Source organism: uncultured Hymenobacter sp. (genome assembly GCF_964242765.1).
In the GTDB taxonomy this organism is placed as follows: domain Bacteria; phylum Bacteroidota; class Bacteroidia; order Cytophagales; family Hymenobacteraceae; genus Hymenobacter.
In genome coordinates, this window is the sequence record NZ_CAXTBM010000006.1 from 46,778 (window position 1) to 68,129 (window position 21,352).

Annotated in this window: 20 protein-coding genes; 12 read left to right on the plus strand and 8 right to left on the minus strand. The window is 59.0% G+C overall.

The features are described 5' to 3' along the window. Positions 1–52: 52 nt before the first annotated feature. The 3 genes from ACFE7X_RS03915 (at position 53) to rlmF (ending at position 4,233) form a co-directional block, all read left to right on the plus strand. A complete protein-coding gene (locus ACFE7X_RS03915; RefSeq protein WP_375434352.1) occupies positions 53–2,470 on the plus strand; it encodes an endonuclease MutS2 in 2,418 nt (805 codons plus the stop codon). Between the two features lie 148 nt (positions 2,471–2,618). After that, positions 2,619–3,260: a Pr6Pr family membrane protein gene (locus tag ACFE7X_RS03920; protein ID WP_375434353.1), complete on the plus strand. Its 642-nt coding sequence runs from the start codon at positions 2,619–2,621 to the stop codon at positions 3,258–3,260. 34 nt (positions 3,261–3,294) lie between these two features. Next, positions 3,295–4,233, plus strand: coding sequence for a 23S rRNA (adenine(1618)-N(6))-methyltransferase RlmF (rlmF, locus tag ACFE7X_RS03925; RefSeq protein ID WP_375434354.1), 939 nt, complete (start codon positions 3,295–3,297; stop codon positions 4,231–4,233). A 114-nt stretch (positions 4,234–4,347) separates the two neighbouring features. Here the strand turns inward: rlmF and murB are convergent, their stop codons facing one another. The 4 genes from murB to ACFE7X_RS03945 all read right to left on the minus strand — a co-directional run bounded on the left by murB (position 4,348) and on the right by ACFE7X_RS03945 (position 8,720). Beyond that, complete coding sequence (murB, locus tag ACFE7X_RS03930) at positions 4,348–5,361, minus strand: UDP-N-acetylmuramate dehydrogenase (protein ID WP_375434355.1); 1,014 nt, start codon at positions 5,359–5,361, stop codon at positions 4,348–4,350. Positions 5,362–5,475: 114 nt separating this feature from the next. Continuing rightward, positions 5,476–6,897 (minus strand): sugar MFS transporter, encoded by a 1,422-nt coding sequence (locus tag ACFE7X_RS03935; protein ID WP_375434356.1) that lies wholly within the window; start codon positions 6,895–6,897, stop codon positions 5,476–5,478. Between the two features lie 152 nt (positions 6,898–7,049). After that, positions 7,050–7,526, minus strand: coding sequence for a hypothetical protein (locus ACFE7X_RS03940; protein ID WP_375434357.1), 477 nt, complete (start codon positions 7,524–7,526; stop codon positions 7,050–7,052). Positions 7,527–7,694: 168 nt separating this feature from the next. Then, on the minus strand, positions 7,695–8,720 hold the full coding sequence (locus ACFE7X_RS03945) for a hypothetical protein (protein WP_375434358.1): 1,026 nt from the start codon (positions 8,718–8,720) through the stop codon (positions 7,695–7,697). 112 nt (positions 8,721–8,832) lie between these two features. Between ACFE7X_RS03945 and ACFE7X_RS03950 the strand changes: the two genes are divergently transcribed. The 4 genes from ACFE7X_RS03950 to ACFE7X_RS03965 all read left to right on the plus strand — a co-directional run bounded on the left by ACFE7X_RS03950 (position 8,833) and on the right by ACFE7X_RS03965 (position 12,869). Next, complete coding sequence (locus ACFE7X_RS03950; protein WP_375434359.1) at positions 8,833–10,083, plus strand: class I SAM-dependent RNA methyltransferase; 1,251 nt, start codon at positions 8,833–8,835, stop codon at positions 10,081–10,083. A 133-nt stretch (positions 10,084–10,216) separates the two neighbouring features. After that, complete coding sequence (locus ACFE7X_RS03955; protein WP_375434416.1) at positions 10,217–10,579, plus strand: endonuclease domain-containing protein; 363 nt, start codon at positions 10,217–10,219, stop codon at positions 10,577–10,579. Positions 10,580–10,691: 112 nt separating this feature from the next. Beyond that, positions 10,692–12,074, plus strand: a complete 1,383-nt coding sequence (locus ACFE7X_RS03960) for a DEAD/DEAH box helicase (RefSeq protein ID WP_375434360.1) — start codon at positions 10,692–10,694, stop codon at positions 12,072–12,074. Positions 12,075–12,251: 177 nt separating this feature from the next. Then, a complete protein-coding gene (locus ACFE7X_RS03965) occupies positions 12,252–12,869 on the plus strand; it encodes a class I SAM-dependent methyltransferase (protein WP_375434361.1) in 618 nt (205 codons plus the stop codon). A 133-nt stretch (positions 12,870–13,002) separates the two neighbouring features. On the opposite strand, the gene ACFE7X_RS03970 is transcribed toward ACFE7X_RS03965, so the two are convergent. Then, positions 13,003–13,587 carry a BLUF domain-containing protein gene (locus tag ACFE7X_RS03970; protein WP_375434362.1) on the minus strand — a complete coding sequence of 195 codons (585 nt, stop codon included), beginning with the start codon at positions 13,585–13,587 and terminating at the stop codon, positions 13,003–13,005. A gap of 345 nt (positions 13,588–13,932) precedes the next feature. Between ACFE7X_RS03970 and ACFE7X_RS03975 the strand changes: the two genes are divergently transcribed. From ACFE7X_RS03975 to ACFE7X_RS03990, 4 genes are all read left to right on the plus strand, one after another. Continuing rightward, positions 13,933–14,997 (plus strand): sensor histidine kinase, encoded by a 1,065-nt coding sequence (locus ACFE7X_RS03975; protein WP_375434363.1) that lies wholly within the window; start codon positions 13,933–13,935, stop codon positions 14,995–14,997. Positions 14,998–15,014: 17 nt separating this feature from the next. Further along, positions 15,015–15,794, plus strand: coding sequence for a LytR/AlgR family response regulator transcription factor (locus tag ACFE7X_RS03980; RefSeq protein ID WP_375434364.1), 780 nt, complete (start codon positions 15,015–15,017; stop codon positions 15,792–15,794). A 144-nt stretch (positions 15,795–15,938) separates the two neighbouring features. Next, on the plus strand, positions 15,939–17,075 hold the full coding sequence (locus tag ACFE7X_RS03985) for an alpha/beta hydrolase (RefSeq protein ID WP_375434365.1): 1,137 nt from the start codon (positions 15,939–15,941) through the stop codon (positions 17,073–17,075). Positions 17,076–17,171: 96 nt separating this feature from the next. Further along, positions 17,172–17,753: an RNA polymerase sigma factor gene (locus tag ACFE7X_RS03990; RefSeq protein ID WP_375434366.1), complete on the plus strand. Its 582-nt coding sequence runs from the start codon at positions 17,172–17,174 to the stop codon at positions 17,751–17,753. 12 nt (positions 17,754–17,765) lie between these two features. On the opposite strand, the gene ACFE7X_RS03995 is transcribed toward ACFE7X_RS03990, so the two are convergent. Continuing rightward, positions 17,766–17,936, minus strand: coding sequence for a hypothetical protein (locus ACFE7X_RS03995; RefSeq protein WP_375434367.1), 171 nt, complete (start codon positions 17,934–17,936; stop codon positions 17,766–17,768). Positions 17,937–18,133: 197 nt separating this feature from the next. Here ACFE7X_RS03995 and ACFE7X_RS04000 point away from each other — a divergent pair, with 197 nt between their 5' ends. Then, entirely contained in the window at positions 18,134–19,429 is a 1,296-nt protein-coding gene (locus ACFE7X_RS04000) for an ATP-binding protein (RefSeq protein ID WP_375434368.1), read from the plus strand. Between the two features lie 114 nt (positions 19,430–19,543). Here ACFE7X_RS04000 and ACFE7X_RS04005 read toward each other — a convergent pair whose 3' ends face one another. Further along, on the minus strand, positions 19,544–20,128 hold the full coding sequence (locus ACFE7X_RS04005; protein WP_375434369.1) for a TetR/AcrR family transcriptional regulator: 585 nt from the start codon (positions 20,126–20,128) through the stop codon (positions 19,544–19,546). A gap of 222 nt (positions 20,129–20,350) precedes the next feature. Next, positions 20,351–21,112 (minus strand): SDR family oxidoreductase, encoded by a 762-nt coding sequence (locus tag ACFE7X_RS04010; RefSeq protein WP_375434370.1) that lies wholly within the window; start codon positions 21,110–21,112, stop codon positions 20,351–20,353. Positions 21,113–21,352 lie beyond the last annotated feature (240 nt).

A 21,352-nucleotide genomic window follows, 5' to 3' on the forward strand; every position in this document is an offset into this window, starting at 1 on the left:
TTATCTTTACAATCTAATCTGAATACCGCTTACCTGTTACCAACTACCTGATTTGATTCTCCCTACCAACTTCGAGCAGAAAATAGGCTTCGCGCAACTGCGCGAGATGCTGGAATCTATGTGTCTGAGCGCTTTGGGCCGCCAGTTTGTGGCCAAGATGACGTTCCAAACCAAGCACGATCAGCTAGAGAAGCTCCTGCTCCAAACCGATGAATTCCGCGGCCTGCTCCACAGCGGCGCCGATTTTCCGAGCCAGCACTACCACGACGTAAATCCGCAACTGGTGCGGGCTAGTTTGCCCGGCGCCTACCTGGATGTAGCGGCTTTCTTCGCCGTGAAGATGAGCTTGCGCACGATTCGGCAGGCCCTTACCTTCTTCAGCCAAGCGGCCGAAGAGCTCTACCCGACCTTGCGCCTGCTCGGTATTGGCGTGCAGGTTGACCGCAACTTGCTGGCGGCCCTGGATAAAGTAGTGGACGACGAAGGCGCGGTGCGCGACAATGCCTCGCCGCTGCTGAGCCAGATCCGGCAGGAGCTGATTGCGCGGCAGGTGCAGCTGCGCAAGCAGATTGCGGGCATCCTGCGCCATGCCAAATCGGAGGGTTGGGTGCCCGGTGATGCCGAGCCCACCATCCGCGGCGGCCGCCTTGTGCTGCCCGTCGTTGCCGAGCATAAGCGGCGAGTGAAGGGGTTGATTCACGATGAATCAGCTTCGGGGCAAACCGTCTACATCGAGCCGGAGGCGGTGTTCGAGCTAAACAACGACATCAAGGACCTGGAAAATGCGTATCAGCGCGAGCTAATCCGAATCTTGACGGCCCTCACCGACCAGTTGCGGCCGCACATCCCGGATTTGCGCAAGGCGTACCAGTATCTGGGCTTGCTGGATTTCATTCGGGCCAAGGCGCGGCTGGCGTTGCAGCTAGAAGCTACCTTGCCCACGCTGAGTGCCCGGCCGCTGGCGCACTGGAAACAGGTGCGGCATCCGTTGTTGTTTCTTACTTTCCAGAAGCACGCCAAAGACGACCCGCGCGAAGTGGTACCGCTCGATATGGAGCTGAATTACGAGCAGCGCATCCTGTTGATTTCGGGACCAAACGCCGGGGGGAAGTCGGTGACCATGAAGACGGTGGGCTTGGTGCAGTACATGCTTCAGTGCGGCTTGCTGATACCGGCAGGCGAAAACTCGGAGGCGGGCATGTTCGACGACATCTTCCTCGACATCGGCGACGAGCAGAGCCTGGAAAACGACTTGAGCACGTATTCCTCGCACTTACTTAGCATGAAGCAATTCGTGACGCTGGCCAACAAGCGCAGCCTGGTGCTCATCGACGAATTCGGCACGGGCACCGAGCCGATGCTAGGCGGCGCCATTGCCGAATCGGTGCTGGAGCAGCTAAACCGGACGCGCAGCTTCGGCGTCATCACCACGCACTACACCAACCTCAAGAACTTCGCTGAGCGCACGCCCGGCATCGTGAATGGGGCCATGCGCTACGACCCCGAGCAGTTGCAGCCCCTCTACCGCTTGGAAATCGGCAAGCCCGGCTCGTCGTTTGCCATTGAAATTGCCCGCAAAATTGGCTTGCCCAAGCAGATTGTGGAACGGGCCACGCAGCTCGTCGGCAAAGACAAGATCCGCTACGACCGGCTGTTGGAAGGCCTCGAAAAAGAGAAAACCGACCTCGAAGCGCGCACCGCCGAAGCCATCAAGCAGGAGCGGCGCCTCAAAAAAGCGGCGCAGGAGTACCAGGACCTCAAGAAGTACCTCGACGATACCACGCTCGACGTGCTGCGTGATGCCAAACAGAAGGCTAAGGCCCTGCTCAAGGACACCAACCAGCAGATCGAAGCGACCATCCAGGAAATCCGCCTGGGCCAGGCCGACAAGGAGCGCACCAAAGAAGCCCGCGGCAAGCTGGATACGTTCGTGCGCGAAAAGCTGCAAATCGAGCCGCCCAAACCCAAGGGCACGCGGGAGCTAGCCGAACCCGGCACGCTGAAGCTGGGCGACAAAGTGGCCCTGATCGGGCAGGAAGGCTACGGCGAACTGATGAGCGTGAAAGGCAAGACGGCCGAGGTAAGCTTCGGGGGCATGAAAACCATCGTCAAGGTCAACCAGCTCGAAAAGCTCACGCGCAACGAAATCCGGGAGCGGGAAAAGGAAGCGGCCCGTAAGGCACCGGCGCAGTATTCCGGCTTCGATACCACTGGCAAGATGTCGAACTTCAGCCCGACGCTGGATTTGCGCGGCGAGCGGGCCGAAGATGCCCTCAACAAAGTCATGGCCTACGTGGATGATGCCGTGATGCTGGGCGTGCCGGAAATCAAGTTTCTGCACGGCCGCGGCAACGGGGTACTCCGCCAAGTGGTGCGCGACTACCTGCACCGCACCCGCCAGGTGGCCAGCGTAGCCGACGAGCACGCCGACCGGGGTGGCGACGGCGCCACGGTAGCCGTGCTGAAGTAGCTTTCCTTTTGCTTACATAAGCGTCTATTTGAAGCCACCCCTCCATTCGCTAAGGCAAGTGGAGGGGTGACTTTTTTTGCAGGTATTGAATTGTGTCTATATTAATGCTTGTGGCAGGGCTTAGCGACAATAATAAGCTATGAATGAGTTGCGTAGAACAACTATGCCAGCCCTGGGCGGCGCGGCTTTAGGACTACTGGGTATCGGCTTGCAGTTCTACCTAACCTTCGCCAACCGGCAACTGCCAGCGCTGGAAACGGTAATCCGGTTTTTCAGCTACTTCACTATTCTCACCAATGCGTTGGTGGCGCTGTATTTCCTGGCAGCTAGCCTCGGAACCACCACCAAACTGGGGCGTTTTGCTGGTCGGGCCGAGGTCGGGACGGCCGTTACGGTGTATATTCTGGTAGTGGGGGTGGTGTACCAAGCGGTGCTGCGCGGGTTGGTGCCGTTAAGTGAGTGGGGGCGCGTGGCCGACAACATCATTCACGGCCTCGTACCTTTGTACATGCTGGGCTACTGGCTCTGGTTCGTGTCGGGGCGGCCGGTGAAGCTGCGGACGCTGCCGTATTGGCTGGTGTATCCTGCAGTTTACTTGGCGTACACGCTGTGGCACGGGCTGGCTACTCGTTTCTATCCGTATCCGTTTGTGGATGTGGAGGCGCTGGGATACCGGCAGGTGCTGGTCAATAGCATGCTGGTACTGCTGGTCTTTTTGCTCTTGTCATTGCTCCTGGGGGCGGTAGCCAACTGGCGCCACCGCAACCAGCCGGCCGCCACGCAGTTGTAGCCCGATACTGATTTTACCTTTTTCCAACCGCATTTTGCACACCCGCAACCGCCACGCCGCCCGCTACGATTTCCCGCAACTCATAGCGCATAGTCCCGACCTCGCGCCCTTCGTGACGCGCAATACCTACAACGACGAAAGCATCGACTTTGCTGACCCGGCCGCGGTAAAAGCCCTGAATAAAGCGCTGCTGAAGCAGTTTTACGGCGTTGCGAACTGGGATATTCCGGCGGGCTACCTCTGCCCGCCCATTCCCGGTCGCGCCGATTATATCCACTACGCCGCTGATCTGCTGGCAACTCGCAACGGGGAAGAGGTGCCGCGCGGTAAGTCAGTGCACGTGCTCGATGTTGGCGTGGGCGCCAACTGCGTGTATCCCATTATCGGGACGCGGGAGTACAACTGGCGCTTCGTCGGCTCCGACATTGATCCGGTGGCTATTCGAGCGGCCAAGCACATGGTGGCCGCCAACCCGGTGCTGGCCGGGCGCATCGACTTTCGGTTGCAGAATCACGCGCAGGACATCTTTGAGGGCATAGTAAAGCCGCGGGAAGAGTTTGATTTAACGGTCTGCAACCCGCCGTTTCATGCTTCGGCCGAAGAAGCCGCCGCCAGCAACCAGCGCAAAACCCGCAACCTGGGGCATGCCCACTCCCTGGAGCCTTCGCCCAACTTTGGCGGCAAAAACACCGAGCTTTGGTACGAGGGCGGCGAAGAAGCTTTTGTGCGGCACATGGTAGAGCAAAGTGCCCCGCTGGCCGCACGGGTGTTGTGGTTCACCTCCCTTATTTCCAAAAAGGAGACGTTGCCGAGCGCTTACCACTTCCTCAAGCAAGCCAACGCCGTGGACGTAAAAACGATAGATATGAGCCAGGGTCAGAAAGTTAGCCGCCTTGTAGCCTGGACGTTTCAGGACGAAACACAGCAACAGCAGTGGCGCGAACGGCGCTGGAAGCAACAAAAAGCTTCCTGACCATTCAAGAAGTGCGCCTGTTCCGATGCTACGCGGCCGGTTACGCTACGTGAGCTACTGGTAGCAACGCGGGCCTAGCTAGCAGGCTCAGCAGGAAGGCCTTGCGAAAACCCGCTACATAATATTCACTTCGGGATGTAGCTCCACCCCAAACTTCTCGCGCACCGACGCAATAATTTCAAAGGCCAAATCCCGGATGTCCTGGCCTTGCGCGCCGCCGTGGTTGACGAGCACCAGCGCCTGCCGGTCGTGGACGCCGTGGGGGCCGCGGCGCAGACCTTTCCAGCCGCACTGCTCAATCAGCCAGGCCGCAGGCACCTTCACGCCGCCGGGTACAGGATAGCCGGGTAGATCGGGGTAGAGCGCCTTCAACTCGTCGTATTTGTGCTGGGAAACTTCCGGGTTTTTGAAAAACGAGCCCGCGTTACCGATTTCGGCGGGGTCGGGGAGCTTGCTACGGCGGATGTGCACGACGGCCTCACTCACGTGGCGGGGCGTGGGCTCGTCGGTGATGCCTAGGTCCTGCAAGGTGGTTTGAATGGCGCCGTAGCTCACGTTGGTTTGGGCCCGGCGGTGCAGGCGCAGCACCACGCTCGTGACGATGTACTGGTTTTTGAGTGGCCCCTTAAACACGCTTTCCCGGTAGCCAAAGCCGCATTCTTCCACTGAAAACGTGCGCAGCTGGCCGGTGGCAGTTTCCAGTGCTTCCAGTTCCTCGAAGGTGTCTTTCAGCTCCGCGCCATACGCCCCAATGTTCTGCAAGGGCGCCGCGCCCACCGTACCCGGAATCAACGACAGATTCTCGATGCCGCTCAACTCCTGATCTAGGGCATACTGCACCAGCCCGTGCCACGACTCGCCGGCGAGCGCCCGCACCAGCGCGGTGTCCTCGTCCTGGCTGATAACCTCTAGGCCGCGGATTTCATTTTTCAGCACCACGCCATCGAAATCCTTGGTGAAAAGTAAGTTGGACCCTCCCCCAAGGATTAGTTGTTCTGTTTGCTGCACTTCGGGCAGGGCCAGCAAGGCCCGCAGTTCATCGGTGGAAGTGAAGCGGGCAAACAGCCGGGCCTTCACCTCCAGATTGAAAGTATTGTAGGGCCGAAGGGAAACGTTGTGTTCGAGCATGAGGCAAAGATAGGCTGTAGCGCGAAGCCTTGGCTTCGCGTAGCGTTGCTGAAGTGGTTTATGCGCAACGACAGTCGGGCAATGATACGCGAAGCCAAGGCTTCGCGCTACGGCTTACCGCACCCGGTATCCACTCAGCGAGTAGAACAGCAAATAAGCGTAGCACAGCAAAGGCACCACAAAGGCTACCCGGAGCCCGCCGCCGTGCGTAGCCAACCAGCCCATGAGGGGCGGAATAATGGCGCCGCCCACAATGGCCATAACCAGATACGACGAGCCTTGCTTGGTGAAACGCCCGAGCCCCGTAATGGCCAACGGAAAGATAACCGGCCACATAATAGAGTTCATCAAACCGCAAAGCACGACAAGCCACAGCGCCGTTTCGCCGCTGCTCATAATGGAAGCCCCCACCAGTGCCACGCCGGCCGCGCACACCGCCACCAGCAAGGCGCGGTTGTGAAACTTGAGGAGCAGCGGAATGCCCACCACCCGGCCCACCAACGAACCAAACCAGTACGACGATACCAGCACCGCGCCCACGGCCTTCGTGAAACCGGCCGTGGTGTCAATGGGCGCCGGGGATTGGCCGAAAAGGGTAATGGCGTAGTTGGTGGCCACGTTCAAGCCGCGCACCAGGCTTTGGGTGAAAGCGGAAAGCTGCTGAATGCCCTGCGCTTCGCCGTAGCGAATTAGAAACGAGCCGAGCCCGACTTCCACGCCCACATACACGAAAATAGCCCCAATGCCCAGCAGCAGATGCGGGAACTCCAGGGCGCTTTTTCGGCGCACAATCCGCAGATGACCCTCTTCGTCCCGTTCAGCCCCGCGCGTTTCTTCCTCTACGGGCAGGCTCTCGATTTCCGGCAGCTTCACCACGAAAAAGAACAAACCCGCCAACAGCACCAGAAACGCCGCCAGCCCCAGATACGGCGCTTTTACCAGCTGTGATTCCTCTCCCAGGCGTTGGGCCAGCGGCAGCGCCGCCAGCCGGGCCTTGAGCGCCACCGAACCGCCAAACAGCACCAGCCCGCCCACCAGCGGCGAAAGCGCGCCGCCAAAGTTGTTGGCCACGCCCACGATGCTGACCCGCGCCGCCGCCGAGCGGGCCGGCCCCAGCACACTCACGTAGGGGTTGGCGGCCACTTGCAGCAGCGTGATACCCGCGCCCAGCACTGCCAGCGCCGTCAGGAACAGCCCGAAGGCGCGGGTGTTGGCGGCCGGCACGAACAAGAGCGCCCCCACCGCCATGACCAGCAAACCCGCCACAATACCGCGCTGGTAGCCCAGCCGTTTCAGCACCCAACCCGCCGGCAACGACATCAGAAAATACGCCCCAAAAAATGCCGATTGCACCGCCGACGACTGCAAATCGGTGAGCTGGCACACGTCCTTGAGGTAGGGCATGAGCACATCGTTGAAATTGGTGACGGCCCCGAACAAAAAGAACAGGGCCGTCATGGCCACCATCGGCAGCGCGTAGCTGCGGGCGGGAGCGGAGGTATCGGTAGGAGAAGGGGTGGTGAGAGGAGTAGCCATACCGGCAAAATAGGCAGGAAAAAGAAAAGCTGGCTTTAGGCCAGCGCAGGAGAAGAAAATAGCTTGGGAGGCAGCGGGGAGAATCTCCCGAAATAATCAATAGGCCACTAGCGCAGACCATAGGTGAAACTGCGCCAGTGGCAGGCAGTATATCAATTCTCATCAGCCAGTAAAAGCATTTTCTTTATCAGAATTATTTGTCCTAAATGGTAGTGGGTATGCTCGATAATACCCTGAATATTTCGGTAGTAACTCCCGTACTTCTGATCCGAGAAGTTTTCCCAGAGCGTGCTTTCTGGCAGCAGTTCTACCAAGCAGGCAAAGTGTTCGGCATCGGTCCAGGTCTCACTTAATAATTTCTCCCAGTCTTCGGGAGTGAGAATTGGGAGGTGGTTGAAGCTGTAGGCATCCTTAGCTTCAAGCGGTTTTCCTTCAAGTACCTTCAGAACGGCGCTTACGTAGTACGTTGTGTGGTAAACGAGAGCGGCGATAGTATTGAACGAGTGAACCTTGGTTGTAGCTTGTTGCCAGGTTACGTTAGCCAAACTCTCTTTCAAGTTTACGGCAGTCCAGTTTCCTCCGAAATAAACCTCTCTGAATTGCTTTGCTATTTGTTCTGACAAGTTCATAGAGCTAGGAATTCCAAAGAGCGTGTGTGCTCAATTACTAGGTCGTTTTCACAGTTAAGAAATCACATCAAGATATTTATTCGCCGTTATAACATCCATAGGGCTCAATGATTTATAACGGACATCATCGCTACAAACGACAGAGCAACCCTACTACTTTACTATTCCTCACAGCGGAAACTGCTTCCGCAACGCCTGATACGCGGGCGTGTCGTCGAGGCTGGTGAGGCTTTCGAACATGCTGATGAAGGTGCGGACCAGCTCTGGGTCGGTGGTTTGCATGGCGCGGGCATCGGCTACCCGGTCGAGGTTATACTGGCCTAAGAACACCACCAGGGCCCGAAATGGCTCGTGCGATTCGGCATTGAAGCGGATGAAGAGTTGCAGCGGCAGCACGGGTAGTGTGCGGTGCAAGGGCAGGCCGGCCGCTTTCTGCTCGCGGTGGTCGGAGAGGGAGGCGAAGGTTTCTTGCAGCTGGTGCAGCGTAGCTACGTGTTGCGCGCGGTGCTCGTCCCAGGTGTCGGCCGTGATGGGCGCATCGGGGTGAAACTGCTGCCACACGCCCTGCACGTAGTGATGAAACAGACCGTTGTGGTCTTGGGCGGGAGGGAAGGCTTCGGGGGTTTCGGCGGCGGCCAGCGTGGCCATGTAAAATTCGCGGGCATCGCGGGCACGCGCGAGCAGCAAATCGTGAATCTGGTTGGTGAGGGCGTCCAGTTCCCGCTGGTTGAGCGCCGGCTGATGATGGCGGGCGTAAAATGTGCCAATGGCTGCCGAATCCGTCATCAGGGCCAAATACTTGCTGTTTTCGGCTTCCGCTAAAAACTTCCGAACCTCCGTCATAATCGGCTGAAACCCTTTGTATAGCTCGCGGGTGGCGTCGCTGATAGTGGTGACGGCCGTTTTGATTTGCTCTTCCACTGCCGTGCTTCTTTCCACTAGTTGGCGGGTTTCCTGCGCCAGCTGCTGCATTTCTTCAAGCGCCTTGTCGGCATTGCGCGAGGCGTCGTCGGCGGCTTTCCAGCTCTGGAAGGCTACAAATAGCCCCAGAAACGAAGCTACGCTGCCAATAATAGAGTAGTGCCCGCCCATGGCTTCTGATGCCGTGAGGCCAAGCAGCATCAAGCTCACAAACAAGGCCAGATAAAACAGGGAGCTTTTGTTGGGGTCGAAGAGAAAAGAACCGCGGGCCATACAAGGAGGGAACAGGAACAGGACTGCACCCAAGTACGAGTTTTCTGCCCTGACGCCTAGGTTGCCCGCTACTAATACCGACCTTTGCGGCTTCACCTCACTACGCACTTGCATGGCCCCATCTCGCCGCTCCGCTCCGTTCTACATGACGGCCACCACCCAGTTTGGCCTCGAAGAAGTACTGGCGGAAGAACTGCACCAGCTCGGCGCCACCATTGATAAAGTAGGCCAGCGGGCCGTAGAATTCAGCGGCGACATGCAGCTTTGCTACGAAGCCAACCTGTGGTGCCGCACCGCCATCCGCATCCTGCGGCCCTTCGCCGGCTTCTACGCACCCGACGAGAAAACGCTCTACCGGGAAGCCGGCCGCATCAACTGGGCCGACTACATCCAACCCGACCAGACCTTTGCCATTACGGCCGTCGTCAACAAATCCAACTTGGAGCACTCGCTCTTCGTGGCCCAGCTCACCAAGGATGCCATTGTGGATCAGTTCCGCAACCGCACTGGCGAGCGGCCCAGCGTGGATGTGAAGAACCCCGATATTCGGTTGCACCTGCACATGATTGAAAACGAGGTGGTACTGAGCCTCGATTCCAGCGGCGACTCCTTGCACCGGCGCGGCTACCGTCAGCAAACCAACGTGGCCCCGCTCAACGAAATCCTGGCCGCGGGCATCCTGCTGCTCGCCGATTGGGACGGCCACAAAACGCTCGTTGACCCCATGTGCGGCTCGGGCACCATTCTCACCGAAGCGGCCCTGATTGCCCAACGTATTGCGCCGGGCCTGTATCATCAAGGCAAATTCAGCTTCCAGAACTGGCCGGATTTCGACCAGGCCCTGTGGGATTCCGTGCGCCTCGACGCCGAACAAGCCCGCCTCGAAGAGCCGCAGGCCCTCATCGTCGGCTCCGATATTTCCGCTGAGTACATTGATTTGGCCCGCGAAAACGTGTCGGCGGCTGGCTTGGAGGATTTCATTCGCCTCGCTGTGCGCGACGTGAAGGATGCCACCGCCCCCAAGGGGGAACCGGGCCTGGTGGTGATGAACCCGCCCTACGGCGAGCGAATTGGCGAAGAAGCGGAAATGGATGCCCTCTACAAAACCATTGGTGATACGCTCAAATCCGGCTTTCCCGGCTACGACGCCTACGTCTTCACCGGCAACCTGGAAGCCGCCAAGCGCGTGGGCCTGAAAGCGTCACGCCGTATTCCCCTCTTCAACGGCCCCATCGATTGCCGCTTGTTGAAGTACGAGCTGTACCAAGGCAGCCGGCGGACCTCACGGGACCCCTCCGGGGCTGGCCCCCTTTCGCCGCCTGATGCGCGGAATAAAAGAGAGGGGGGGCCAGACGCAGGCTAAGAGGTTGCTATTATTACTATTTTATAGCGAGAGACAAGTAAGCAGGAGTATCACCGCTAACGACGATAGCCAGAATAACACTGTCTGGCGCGCAGGAGCACGTATTTACGACGGATATAAAGCGGCGGGAAAGCTGAAGACTTATGCGCGGGCTAACCGCAAAGTGTCAACGAAAGCCGAGAATCTGCTTTGGCAGGAGCTACACGGGCAAAAGCTGAATGGCTTTAAGTTTCGCCAGCAGCACGCCATCAGTGGGTTTATCGTGGACTTTGTCTGTCTTAGCGCAAAGCTGATTGTGAAAGTTGACGGCGAAGTGCATCAAGAAGCCGAGCAAGTGGAATACGACACGGGCCGCACGCACGAATTGCGGGCGTTAGGCTATGCGCCACTAAGATTCAGCCATCACCAGGTTGTCCACGCTCTGCCGCAAGTACTGCAAACTATCCGCCAACAGCTAGAGCTAAGCAGTTGGAAACTACCCGAGGTTATCAGGTAGGAAGCAGTTAGAGCTAAAAATAAAAAACTAAAAGCTAGTCCCCCTTTCTTTTGGAGAGGGGCTAGGGGTGAGGTCCCCCGCAAGGGCGTACCTTTGCAAAAAATATAGCCTCATGCCCTCTTTCGCTGACCTTGGCCTCGCGCCCGCCCTTCTGCAAGCCCTGGAAGAACTCCAGTTCACTACGCCCACGCCCGTGCAGGAGCAAGTATTGCCCCTCACGCTGGATGGGCAGGACGTGGCCGGCCAGGCGCCCACCGGTTCCGGCAAGACGGCCGCCTATGGTCTTGGCCTGTTGCAACAGGTTGATTTGAAGAATGATGCCGTGCAGATGATTGTGCTGGTGCCGGCCCGGGAGCTGGCGCTGCAAGTGCGCGACGCCCTCAAGCGGTTGGGCAAGTTTTTGCCCAATCTGCGCATTGCTGCTTTTTACGGTGGCCACGCCTTCCGCGAAGAAACTTCCTCGCTTAAGCAGGCGCCGCATGTAGTGGTAGCTACGCCCGGCCGTTTGCTCGACCACTTCGAGCGGCGCACCATCATCCCGAACCAGTTGAAAACGTTGGTGCTCGACGAGGCTGACAAGCTGTTGGAACTCGGTTTCCAAGACGAGCTGGTGGAGATTGTTAAACGCCTGCCCCGCCGCCGCCAAACGCTGCTGTTCTCGGCTACTATGTCCGACAAGGTGCTGGAATTGATTCGGAAGAACCTGACTCGCCCCCGCGTGATAAACCTGGGGGAAGACGAGGACCGGCTGCCCGAAAGTTTGACCTTGCTGGGCCACGTAGGCCCGAGCGAGTTGAAACCGGCGGCCTTACTGCACCTGTTGCGCCAACCCGAAACCGGCCGGGCCCTCATCTTCTGCAACACCCGCGAAAAGTGCGCCGAGCTAGCGCGCTTCCTGCAAGGGCGCGAAGTGTCGGCCGAACTGCTGCACGGCAAAATGCCTCAGCCCGAACGGGATAAAGCGCTGCTCAAGCTTCGCAACGGCTCCAGCCAAGTGCTGGTAGCCACCGACGTAGCCGCCCGCGGCCTCGACGTAACCCTACTCGACACCGTGGTGCAATACGACGCCCCCGACAAAGCCGACAGCTTCCAGCACCGGGCAGGCCGGACGGCCCGCGCCGGCGCCGAGGGCACGGCCCACCTGCTGGCCACACCCAAAGAGCAAGCGCACGTGCAGAAATGGCCCGTGGCGGCCAGCATCCAGTGGCGCGACATGAAAGCGCCCAAGCTGCCGCCCGCCGCCCCCAAAGCCCCCAAGCCCGAAAACGTGACTCTCCACGTTACGGCTGGTAAAAAGGATAAAATCAGTGCCCACGACTTGGTCGGCGCCTTCGTGAATGTGGGCGGTGTCACCCGCGAGCAGGTCGGCCACATTGAAGTGTTCGACTACTACAGCTACGTGGCCGTGCCGCGCCAGATGGCTCCCGATGTGGTGCAGCGCCTGCTCGGGGCCAAAGTGAAAGGCAAGAAAGTGCGCGTGTCGTTGGTGGAGTAGGGGCACCCATTTAGCTTGATTGAGGGCCGTAGTTGTTGAAGCGCTGACTCCGGCGCGCTTCCTTTGTGGTCGGCACTACGCAGGGAACTACGGCAAAGCCAGATGGAATAAAAGCTCGGACTGGTGGGGAGGGAGCAGGCCGCCGAATCTGTTTTTTCGCATCCTCGTATAGCCGCCATGCCTTCTTCCCTCCCTCCCCCAGGGCACAGTGCCTGTGCCAATGAGGTGGCGCTGCGTCTACTTGAGTGCACGCGCCTGCCCCTGGATGCTCCGTTGCTCGATTTGGGAGCCGGGGCCTCCTCCTTTGTCGACGTGTTGCTGAACCAGGGCTATACGAACCTGATTGGTGTCGACGTCAGCGCGGGTGCCGTGGCAGCGCATGCCCGGCAGTTCACGCCGCCGCAAAACGACCACGTATTATGGCTGGTCGACGACGTGACCTGTGCCCGGCAGCTACCCGCCCTCGAAACGGTCCAGCTGTGGCACGACCGAGCCATGCTGCGCGTGCTGACCCTGCCAACTCAACAGCTAGCCTACCGCAACACGCTAAACCAGATGACGCAGCGGGGGCAAAGCTGGGTGTTGCTCAGCGTCTGCAAGCCCGGTGGCGCCACCCATTTGGGCGATATGTCCGTGCAGCCTTACGAGTTAGAACAACTAGTCGCCTTTATGGGCGAGGACTACAGCTTACAGCAAGAGTGCGAGTACACGGAGTTGTTCCCCGATGGCACCGCGCAGCCCTGTCTGTACGCCTTATTTCGGCGACAAAACCAGGCACGGCCAGCAGTTCGATAAGTACGCTCAAACGAAAGCGCTCTGCCTAGTACCGGAGCGGGTATTGCAGCAGCTGCGCCGAACTCAAGCCACCCCCGCTAACCTGGCCGGCGGTTGCGCCTGCCGATTTATTGTGGTAAGAAGGGCATAATGCCTAACGGGCCTCTTTGCTGAAGGCTTGCAGCAACGTAAGCAAGTGCGGCTCTGTAATAGGAATATAAGGCAAGTCTAGGTGCGGCTCCACTTCAAGCTGACTGGTTACCCAATAGAATTCCAGCGGCTCCGCCAGCACCGATGCCATTCGCCAATCAGCAAACAAGCGCGTGGGCTTGGCTCCTTCACTAAGCAGCACGACCCGTCGGTGCCGGGGGTCGCGCCGAATGCGCGCATACAAGGTTAGTACGTCTGACGCGGAACCTTCCAATAATTGCACGAAATGACCGGCACTGTAGCACAGCAACCCCGTGATGCCATGCACCTCGTTCCAGGCACGCGACTCGTCTAGCAGCGTTAAGAGTTGCGCTTCGCTGAAGAGAGCAACGGCTTGACTGCGGTAAAGAATATGGTGTACCCGCGTATCGAGTTGCCGCAAGACGTGCTGGAGCGTGACCTCCCCCTGGGCGTAGAGCTCGAGAAGTTGGCGCTCGTAATGAAGCGGCGCTAACGGCGTGTCCGTAGTTAAGGCAATTGCCCACTCGACAGCGCGCCGGCGTTGGACTTCATCGGAAAGTTCTTCCATCCACAGTATATACGGCTGGCTAGCATCCGCACAAGTACGGATTTCAGCTAGGATTACTACGTAAAGTAGCTTCTCACTCCGGGTGCTCTTGCCGTACCGTTCCAATACCTGACAATGCAAGTAAATAGTTGTGATTCAAATATTTATGTCTAGTTCTTGTCTGGGATCAATGTTCAGGAGAAGTTCTTAGTGCCTTTCTAAACCGATGCCTTCGAGAAAGCCTCGCTCAGTGGAATATCAAGTGGCTGGGCTGTTTTTTCGCCTTCAATGCCGGCATCCCCAACTTGAGGGCGAGCCTTCTCGTTTGCCTGCCAAAGCGGTAGCAGGTGCTGCCCCGTCCTGCCTATGCTGCGACTGGAACGTATGAAGTGGGGACGCATTGCGCTGGCCTGGGGGCTGTTTGCCCTCTTTATGATGGGGCTTATTTATGGGCAGGCCATCAGCCGTGGCGCGGCCGTGCACTGGCGCGAAGTAGTGCTTATCCCCTTGCTGCACAGCTTCCTGTGGGGCTTGCTTACGCCCCTCGTGTTCTGGCTGGCATCACGCTTCGACTTAACCGGCGGCCAGCGCAAGTGGCCCGCGTATTTACTGGTACATGCGGGTGCGAGCCTCGTCCTGACGCTGGCGTATCGGTTTTGGTACCTGCTTTTGTTGCGGGTGCTGGCCGTGCCAGCCGACCCCGTATCGTGGAGCGCCGCCGTGTCCTCCCTCAATGTGTGGGTGCCCCTCTACTGGATGCTCTTGCTGGCCGCCTACGCCCTGGAACTCTCGGACCGTTACCGCCGCCGCAGCCTGGAAGCCGCCCGCCTGGAAACGCAACTGGTACAGGCCCAGTTGCAGGCCCTGAAGATGCAACTCAACCCCCATTTTCTCTTCAACACCCTCAACGCCATTACCGCCCTCATCGGCGACGACCCCAAGGCCGGCCAGCGCATGACAAGCAAGCTCGGGCAATTTCTGCGCTTGGTGCTCGACCAACCTGAGGCGCAGCAAGTGACGTTGGCGCAGGAAATCCGGTTTGCGAGCTTGTATCTGGAAATCGAGCAGATTCGGTTTCCCGACCGGCTCGCTCTGCGCTACGAACTCGATCCGGCAACTCTAGAAGCAATGGTACCGAGTCTGCTGCTACAACCTCTGGTGGAAAACGCTGTACGCCACGGCATTGCCCGGGCCGTTGAGGGGGGCTCTATCTGCATCCAGGCCCAGCGGCGCAACGGCCGCCTCCTGCTGGAAGTGCAGGACGATGGCCCCGGCGCGACGGAGTCGGCCAGCGTGCGGGGTATCGGGCTCCGCAACAGCGAAGACCGGCTACGCACTCTTTACGGCTCGCGCTACACGCTCAGCATTCATACCGCACCCGCGCAAGGCTACACCGTACGCCTGGACTTGCCCTTTGTTCTGGCCTCTTAAGCTGCTTCTCCTTGGACGTGATCCGCACCTTACTCGTTGATGATGAACCCCTGGCCCGTCGCCGGCTGGCGCAACTGCTAGCCGATGCGCCGGACTTTGTGATTAGCGGCGAGTGCCGCAACGGCGCGGAAGCCCTGACTGTGTTGCAGCATGGCCCGCCCGTGGACGTGGTGTTTCTGGATGTGCAGATGCCGGATTTAAGCGGCGTGCAAGTGTTGCAGCGCCTCGGCAACCAACCCCCGCCGGTGGTGGTATTCGTGACGGCCTACGACCAGTACACGCTGCAAGCCTTTGAAGCCCACGCCGTAGATTACCTCCTCAAGCCGCTGGACCCAGACCGTTTTCTGCGCTGCCTGGCCCACGTCCGGCACCTACTGGCCCGGCCGGCGGTGGCCAGCCAACTGCCGGCAGCAACTCCCGCGCCCGTACCAACCGATACAACGGATTCACTGGCCGAAGGGGCCGCTCGGTTGTTGATCAAGCAGCAGGGGCGCTATTACTTTGTCGAGACCGAGCAGGTGCAGTACCTCGAAGCCCGCGGCAACTACGTGACCGTTCACGCGGCCGGGCAGCAGCATCTGATCCGGACTACGCTAAGCCAACTAGAGCAGCGGCTGGCTCCCCCTACGTTTCTGCGCGTGCACCGCTCGTTGGTGGTGAACACCGACTTCGTGAAAGAACTGCGTCCCTGGACCCGCGGCGAATATGTGCTCACCCTGCACGACGGCACCCACCTGCTTACCTCGCGCAGCTACACCGAGCAGATGCAGCGCTTTCTCCAGCGTTTTCTGCTGTAGTAGGGCGGCGGTGCGGTACTTGCCTGCCCGTTGCCGGAAGCCCGCTGTTCATCCCGGAAATAGTCCGTCTTGTCCCAAGTGGCCGGACGTGGCTGCCAGGCCTGCGTATGCAGAGCATTTCCGACCAATTTCCTTTGCTGTTCTATGAAACAACACTTTTTCTCTGCCTCTTGGGTACCCGCTACTCGTTGGCTCCAAACTTTGGCCTGCCTGCTGCTCATTGGCGTAGCCTTGCCGAGTTGTGAAGACGACAACCCCGATCCCACCGTGTTAATTCAGCCTATCGGTCCGCCGCCGGCTTACGCGCCAAACATTGATCCTCAAATGTTGGCTGTCATCGAGCAGTTCACCAGCTACAACACGCCCCCTTTGCCCACGCTCTCCCCCCGGCAGGCCCGCATGGCCCCGAGCATAACGGATGCCGTGCAGGACCTGCTCAAGAAAAACAACCGGCCCGCGCCCGCCGCCAACGTAACGGTTACTCAGCGCTTGTTGCCCGGTGGCATCACGCCCCAATCTGCCCCCGACGGACTGCTCGTGCGGGTGTATACGCCCAATGGGCTAACCGGCCCTCTCCCCGTGGTGGTGTATTACCACGGCGGCGGCTGGGTGATTGGCTCTCTGGATGTGTATGAGCCTTCGGCCAAAGCCCTGGCCGAAAACACGGGCGCCATCGTGGTGTCGGTGGACTATCGGCTTTCGCCGGAAGCCAAGTTTCCGGCGGCTCATGAGGATGCCTACGCCGCCTATAAGTGGGTGAAAGAAAATGCCGCCAGCATTGGTGGCAACCCGGCCAAAGTGGCGGTAGCGGGCGAAAGCGCCGGCGGCAATATGGCCACGGGCGTCTGCTTGCTGGCCAAAGAGCGCAGCTACGCATTGCCGATTCACCAGTTGCTGGTTTACCCCGTGGCCAACAACGACTTGAACACGGCCTCTTACAATCAGTACGCCGCTGCTATGCCCCTCAACCGGCCTGGTATTCAGTATTTCACCGCCAACTACTTCCGCACCATGGCCGACGGCGACGACCGTCTACTCTCGCTTGTGGACGTGGCCGACCTGCGCGGCCTTCCTGCTGCCACCATCATTGCGGCAGAAATTGACCCCCTCCAGACGGAAGGCAAGCAACTAGCCGACAAATTCACGCAAGTTGGTGTCGCCAATCTATACATGATTTATCCCGGCACAACCCACGAGTTCTTCGGCACCTATGCCGTGGTACCCAAGGCGCTGGAGGCCCAGCAGTTAGCCGCGAATCGGCTCAAGGAAGCCTTCCGCTAAGCAGATGGCGCGTATCGCTATTTAAAAGCAGCCTGCCCGCTCTGGGCAGGCTGCTTGAAGTTAAGTGTAGTTGTCACTTCCTCTTATTTCCGGTTCATGCCTTCCTCTACCACTGTGCTCGAAGCGGAAACGCACTTAGTGCTGCGCCTGTACGCCCGCGATGAAGCGGCCATGACGACGTTCTATGACCGCTACGGCGTTTCACTTTACCGCGCTATCCGCTTGCTCATGCCAACGGACCAAGCGGCAGAAGACGTGTTGCAGGAAAGTCTGGTGAAGATCTGGTTGGCCTTTGCTCACTACAATGCCGAGCGCGGGCGCCTCTATACCTGGGCCGTCAATATCTGCCGCCACCAAGCCCTCGACCACCTGCGCGGAGCGCGAGTGCGGGGCGCCGGGCGCACCGTGAGCCTGCTGGATGCGCCGAGTGCAGGCCAGCAGTTGGCGCCCGCTTTCGTACCCGAACACGTAGATGTGCGGACCAGTCTGCAATGGCTGCGGCCCGCCTATCGGCTTGTGGTGCATTTGCAGTATTTCGACGGTTTCACCCAGGCAGAAATTGCCAAACGCCTCAACCTGCCGTTGGGCACGGTCAGAACCCACTCTCGGCAGGCCCTGCGCCAGTTGGCCCGCCTCTACAGCAGTGGCTCAGCGGTTTCGATGGTATCCGGCCGCTGAAATCGAGGCTAATCAGCAAGCCGCCCGCCCCACGACTGCCACTGTTTTCAGTGTGTTTTGCAGGCAACCATTTCCACCGTCAACCAAGTGCTTGCTGGGTACGCCCCAACCGGGCTGCCCGTTCGTGGTGTCAGAAGCGTCTTCCGCCACGGCGGGGACGCTTCTTTCGTTTGGGGCGGCCATGATGTAGGGTAAACCACCTAATTACCGCCACGGGCTAGCCTTCCTGTAAGCACAACCGTTGCGTTCGGCGTTCGAGCAGGCCGCGGCCGCGGCCTCAAACTATGTCTAAATCCAGTAGTAATTTCCTGAGCGGGAAGTGCTACTTTGCCCTTATTCATCGTAATCTATCGTATCGGCTCGCCGCTTCTTTTTCTGCTATGCCCGATCTGTCGCCCACTGATTCCCATTCCTCCGAAGCAGAGATTCATGCCTTACGGGCTGAAATAGCGCGTTTACGCACCGAACAGGGCCAGTACGCCGTGCAGCAAAAAGAGGCCGAGCGCTTTCAAAAAAGCCAAGCACGGTTTCGCACCGTCTTCGAGCACTCGCCGTTGGGGCTGAAAATCATTGATTCCGACCTAACGGTTTGCCAGGCCAACGCCGCCGTGGGCACGCTGCTAGGCTTCGCCTCTTCGGAACTGCTGGGCCGGGGCATTCTCGACTTTGCGCACCCCGATTACTACGCCGACTGGGCTCGCTTGCAGCAAGACTTATGGTCTCATCGTACCCCCTGGTTTGCCATGGACACCTGTTTGGTGCGGCCCGATGGCTCGGTGCTCTGGTGCCGGGTCACGTCGGTGCTGTTTCCCGACGAAGGGGGCGAGTTAGGTTATACCACGCTCGAAGACATTTCCGTGCGCAAGCGCCTGGAAGCGCAGGTCGAGCAGTACACCATTGAGTTGCAGGACGCCAACGAGGAACTCGCTGCCTTCAACGAAGAATTGCAGGTGGTCAATGAAGATTTACAGGAAGTCAACGCGCAACTCGTGCAGACCAACACGGAACTGGATACGTTCGTTTATGCGGCCTCCCACGACCTGCGTCTGCCAGTGACCAATCTGCAAGGCCTCGTACAGGCCCTGGTCGAGCAACTGCCTGCCGACGCCCGGCAGGCCGAGCTGGTGGAGCCCATCCTGAACATGATGCACGACTCGATGGACCGCTTCCGCCACACGCTCGACCGGTTGGCCGACTTTGGCACCGCGCGGCAGGAAACAGGTCAGTCTCGCGAGTCCGTTGCGTTGGCCGCCGTGCTGGATGATGTACGCCAGGAACTAGCGCCCTTGCTCGCGGCTTCGGGCGGGCAGCTGGACGTGGACCTGACGGGCAATTCAACGCTTTGGTTTTCAGCCAAGCATGTGCACTCGGTGCTGTTGAACCTGGTCAGCAATGCCCTCAAGTACCGCCACCCCGACCGTGCCCCGGTGGTGCGCGTGCGCAGCCACCGCGAAATGGGCAAGCTGGTGGTGAGCGTACAGGACAATGGTCTGGGTTTGAGTGGAACGCAGCAGGAACAGCTTTTTCGTGTGTTTCGGCGTTTGCACCCGCACGTGGAAGGAACCGGTATTGGTTTGTACTTGGTAAAGAAAATCCTGGACAATGCGGGCGGGGCTATTGAGGTCGAAAGTTACCTTGATCGAGGCTCTACCTTTACGGCCACCTTCCCCGCGTGAGAAGTAGGGTCCGAAAATCCTGAAGTAGCCCCACCCCCTTCTTACTTCGCGGGGTCGGCGCGCAACTTGAAACGGAAGGGCTTGGCACCCAATTAGTCGTTTGCTAGGTTTCACCTAAACCAGCGCCAGCAGGGCCGTGTCCACTACATCGCGCAGCTGCTGCGGGGTGGAACGGGCCTTGGCCATCACGAGCATGCCGTTGAGAACACTGATCAGCAGGCGGGCCTGGGCCTGGGGAGTGGCGGTGCGGCGCACCTCGCCGCGCTGCTGGCCCCGGCCGAGAATTGTAGTAAGCAGCGTTTCCAGAAACGCCAGGTTCTGACCCGCCACCACCTGGGCATCGGCATCGTGGGAGGCCAGTTCGGTGGTGGAGTTCACCAGAAAACATCCTTTTTGTTCCTCATCATCGAGCGCCAGGTGGAGCGTCAGCTCTAGAATCTGGCGGATGTGGTCGAGGGGAGACGCGTCGGTATCAGCGGTGAGAGTGGTTAGGGTCTGGCAGCTTCGCTGGTAGTAGTGGCGCAAAGCCTGCATAAACAGCTGGTGCTTGTCGCCGAAGGTGGCGTAGAGGCTGGCCCGGTTCAAGCCCGTACCTGCTACCAGGTCCTCCATGGACGTAGCGCTGTAGCCCCGGTGCCAAAACGTATCGAGAGCTTTTTGCAGCACTACTGCTTCATCAAATGCGCGGGGACGGGCCATGGGCGGGGCAATTGTCAATCACTTAAGTAAGAACAGACGCGAAGATACAACGCTCCCCGAACGCCAGCAGCGGAGCGTTGCCAGCAGCGGAGCGTTGGTACCAGAAACGTTGTACGCTAGGCCAGGGCCAACCCAAAACGCGCGGCATTCCCCTCGCCCTCGTTCGAGGAGCGGGCGGAATGCCGCGCGTTAAACAAAGGCGTTTATTCAGGCCCTCCGGCGCTAGAGCGTACCGATACCACCGCCGGCAATTATTTCCTCCCCCAGAATAAACGACGACTCATCGGAAGCGAGGAAAGTGGCAATGCTGGCAATTTCCTGCGGCGCCCCGACGCGCTTGATGGGCACAAGCTGCGCGTAGCCTTCAGCCGCTTGCGCCGAAGCCTCCGCCGACATCCCCAACTTGTCGAACATCTTGTGGTTGATGGGTGTCGCTATTGGACCCGGACTGATGGCATTGACGCGGATTTTGCGGTCGAGCAGCTCCAAGGAGAGGGTGCGCGCCAGAGAAGTAATAGCGGCCTTGGTAGCCACGTACACCGAAATGCCCGGAAATGCTTTGTGGACGGTAGCCGAAGAATTCAAGATAATGGAGGCGTTGTCGTTGAGGAGCGGCAGCAGTTGCTGAATGGTAAAGTAGGCTCCCTTCAGGTTGATATCGAACTGCGAGTCGAAGTGAGCTTCATCGACCTCGGCGATGGGGGCGGCGTACGAAATCCCGGCATTCACAAACAGCACGTCGATGCGGGCGTGGTGGGCTTGTACCTGAGTGGCAAGTTGGCGCACATCGGCCATGCGGGCCGCGTCGGAAATCACTCCTACGGCCTGGCTGCCGAGTTGGGCCACGGCCTCCTGCACAGCTTGCGCGTTGCGGCCGGTGATAACCACCTGTGCTCCTTGAGCGATAAATTCTTGGGCGGTGGCGAAGCCAATGCCGCTGTTGCCGCCCGTAATAACGGCCACTTTGTGCTGCAAACGATTCATGAGAAAGAAAAGAAGTTATTTTAGAACGAATGTTCCATAAAGGTATACGGTTAATCCTTGTATTGGAATGGTTGTTCTAAAATAAACAAGAGCCTTTCACTTTTATGTCGGATATCGGCACTAAACCTTTATTCGATTGACACCGCTCACAGACGCTGCCGTGGGTTGCATTGGGGACCTGTTGGCACTGGTAAGAGCGCAACCGTGTTTTCGTTGACTCAGGGCCGCCGCAGTGCGCAT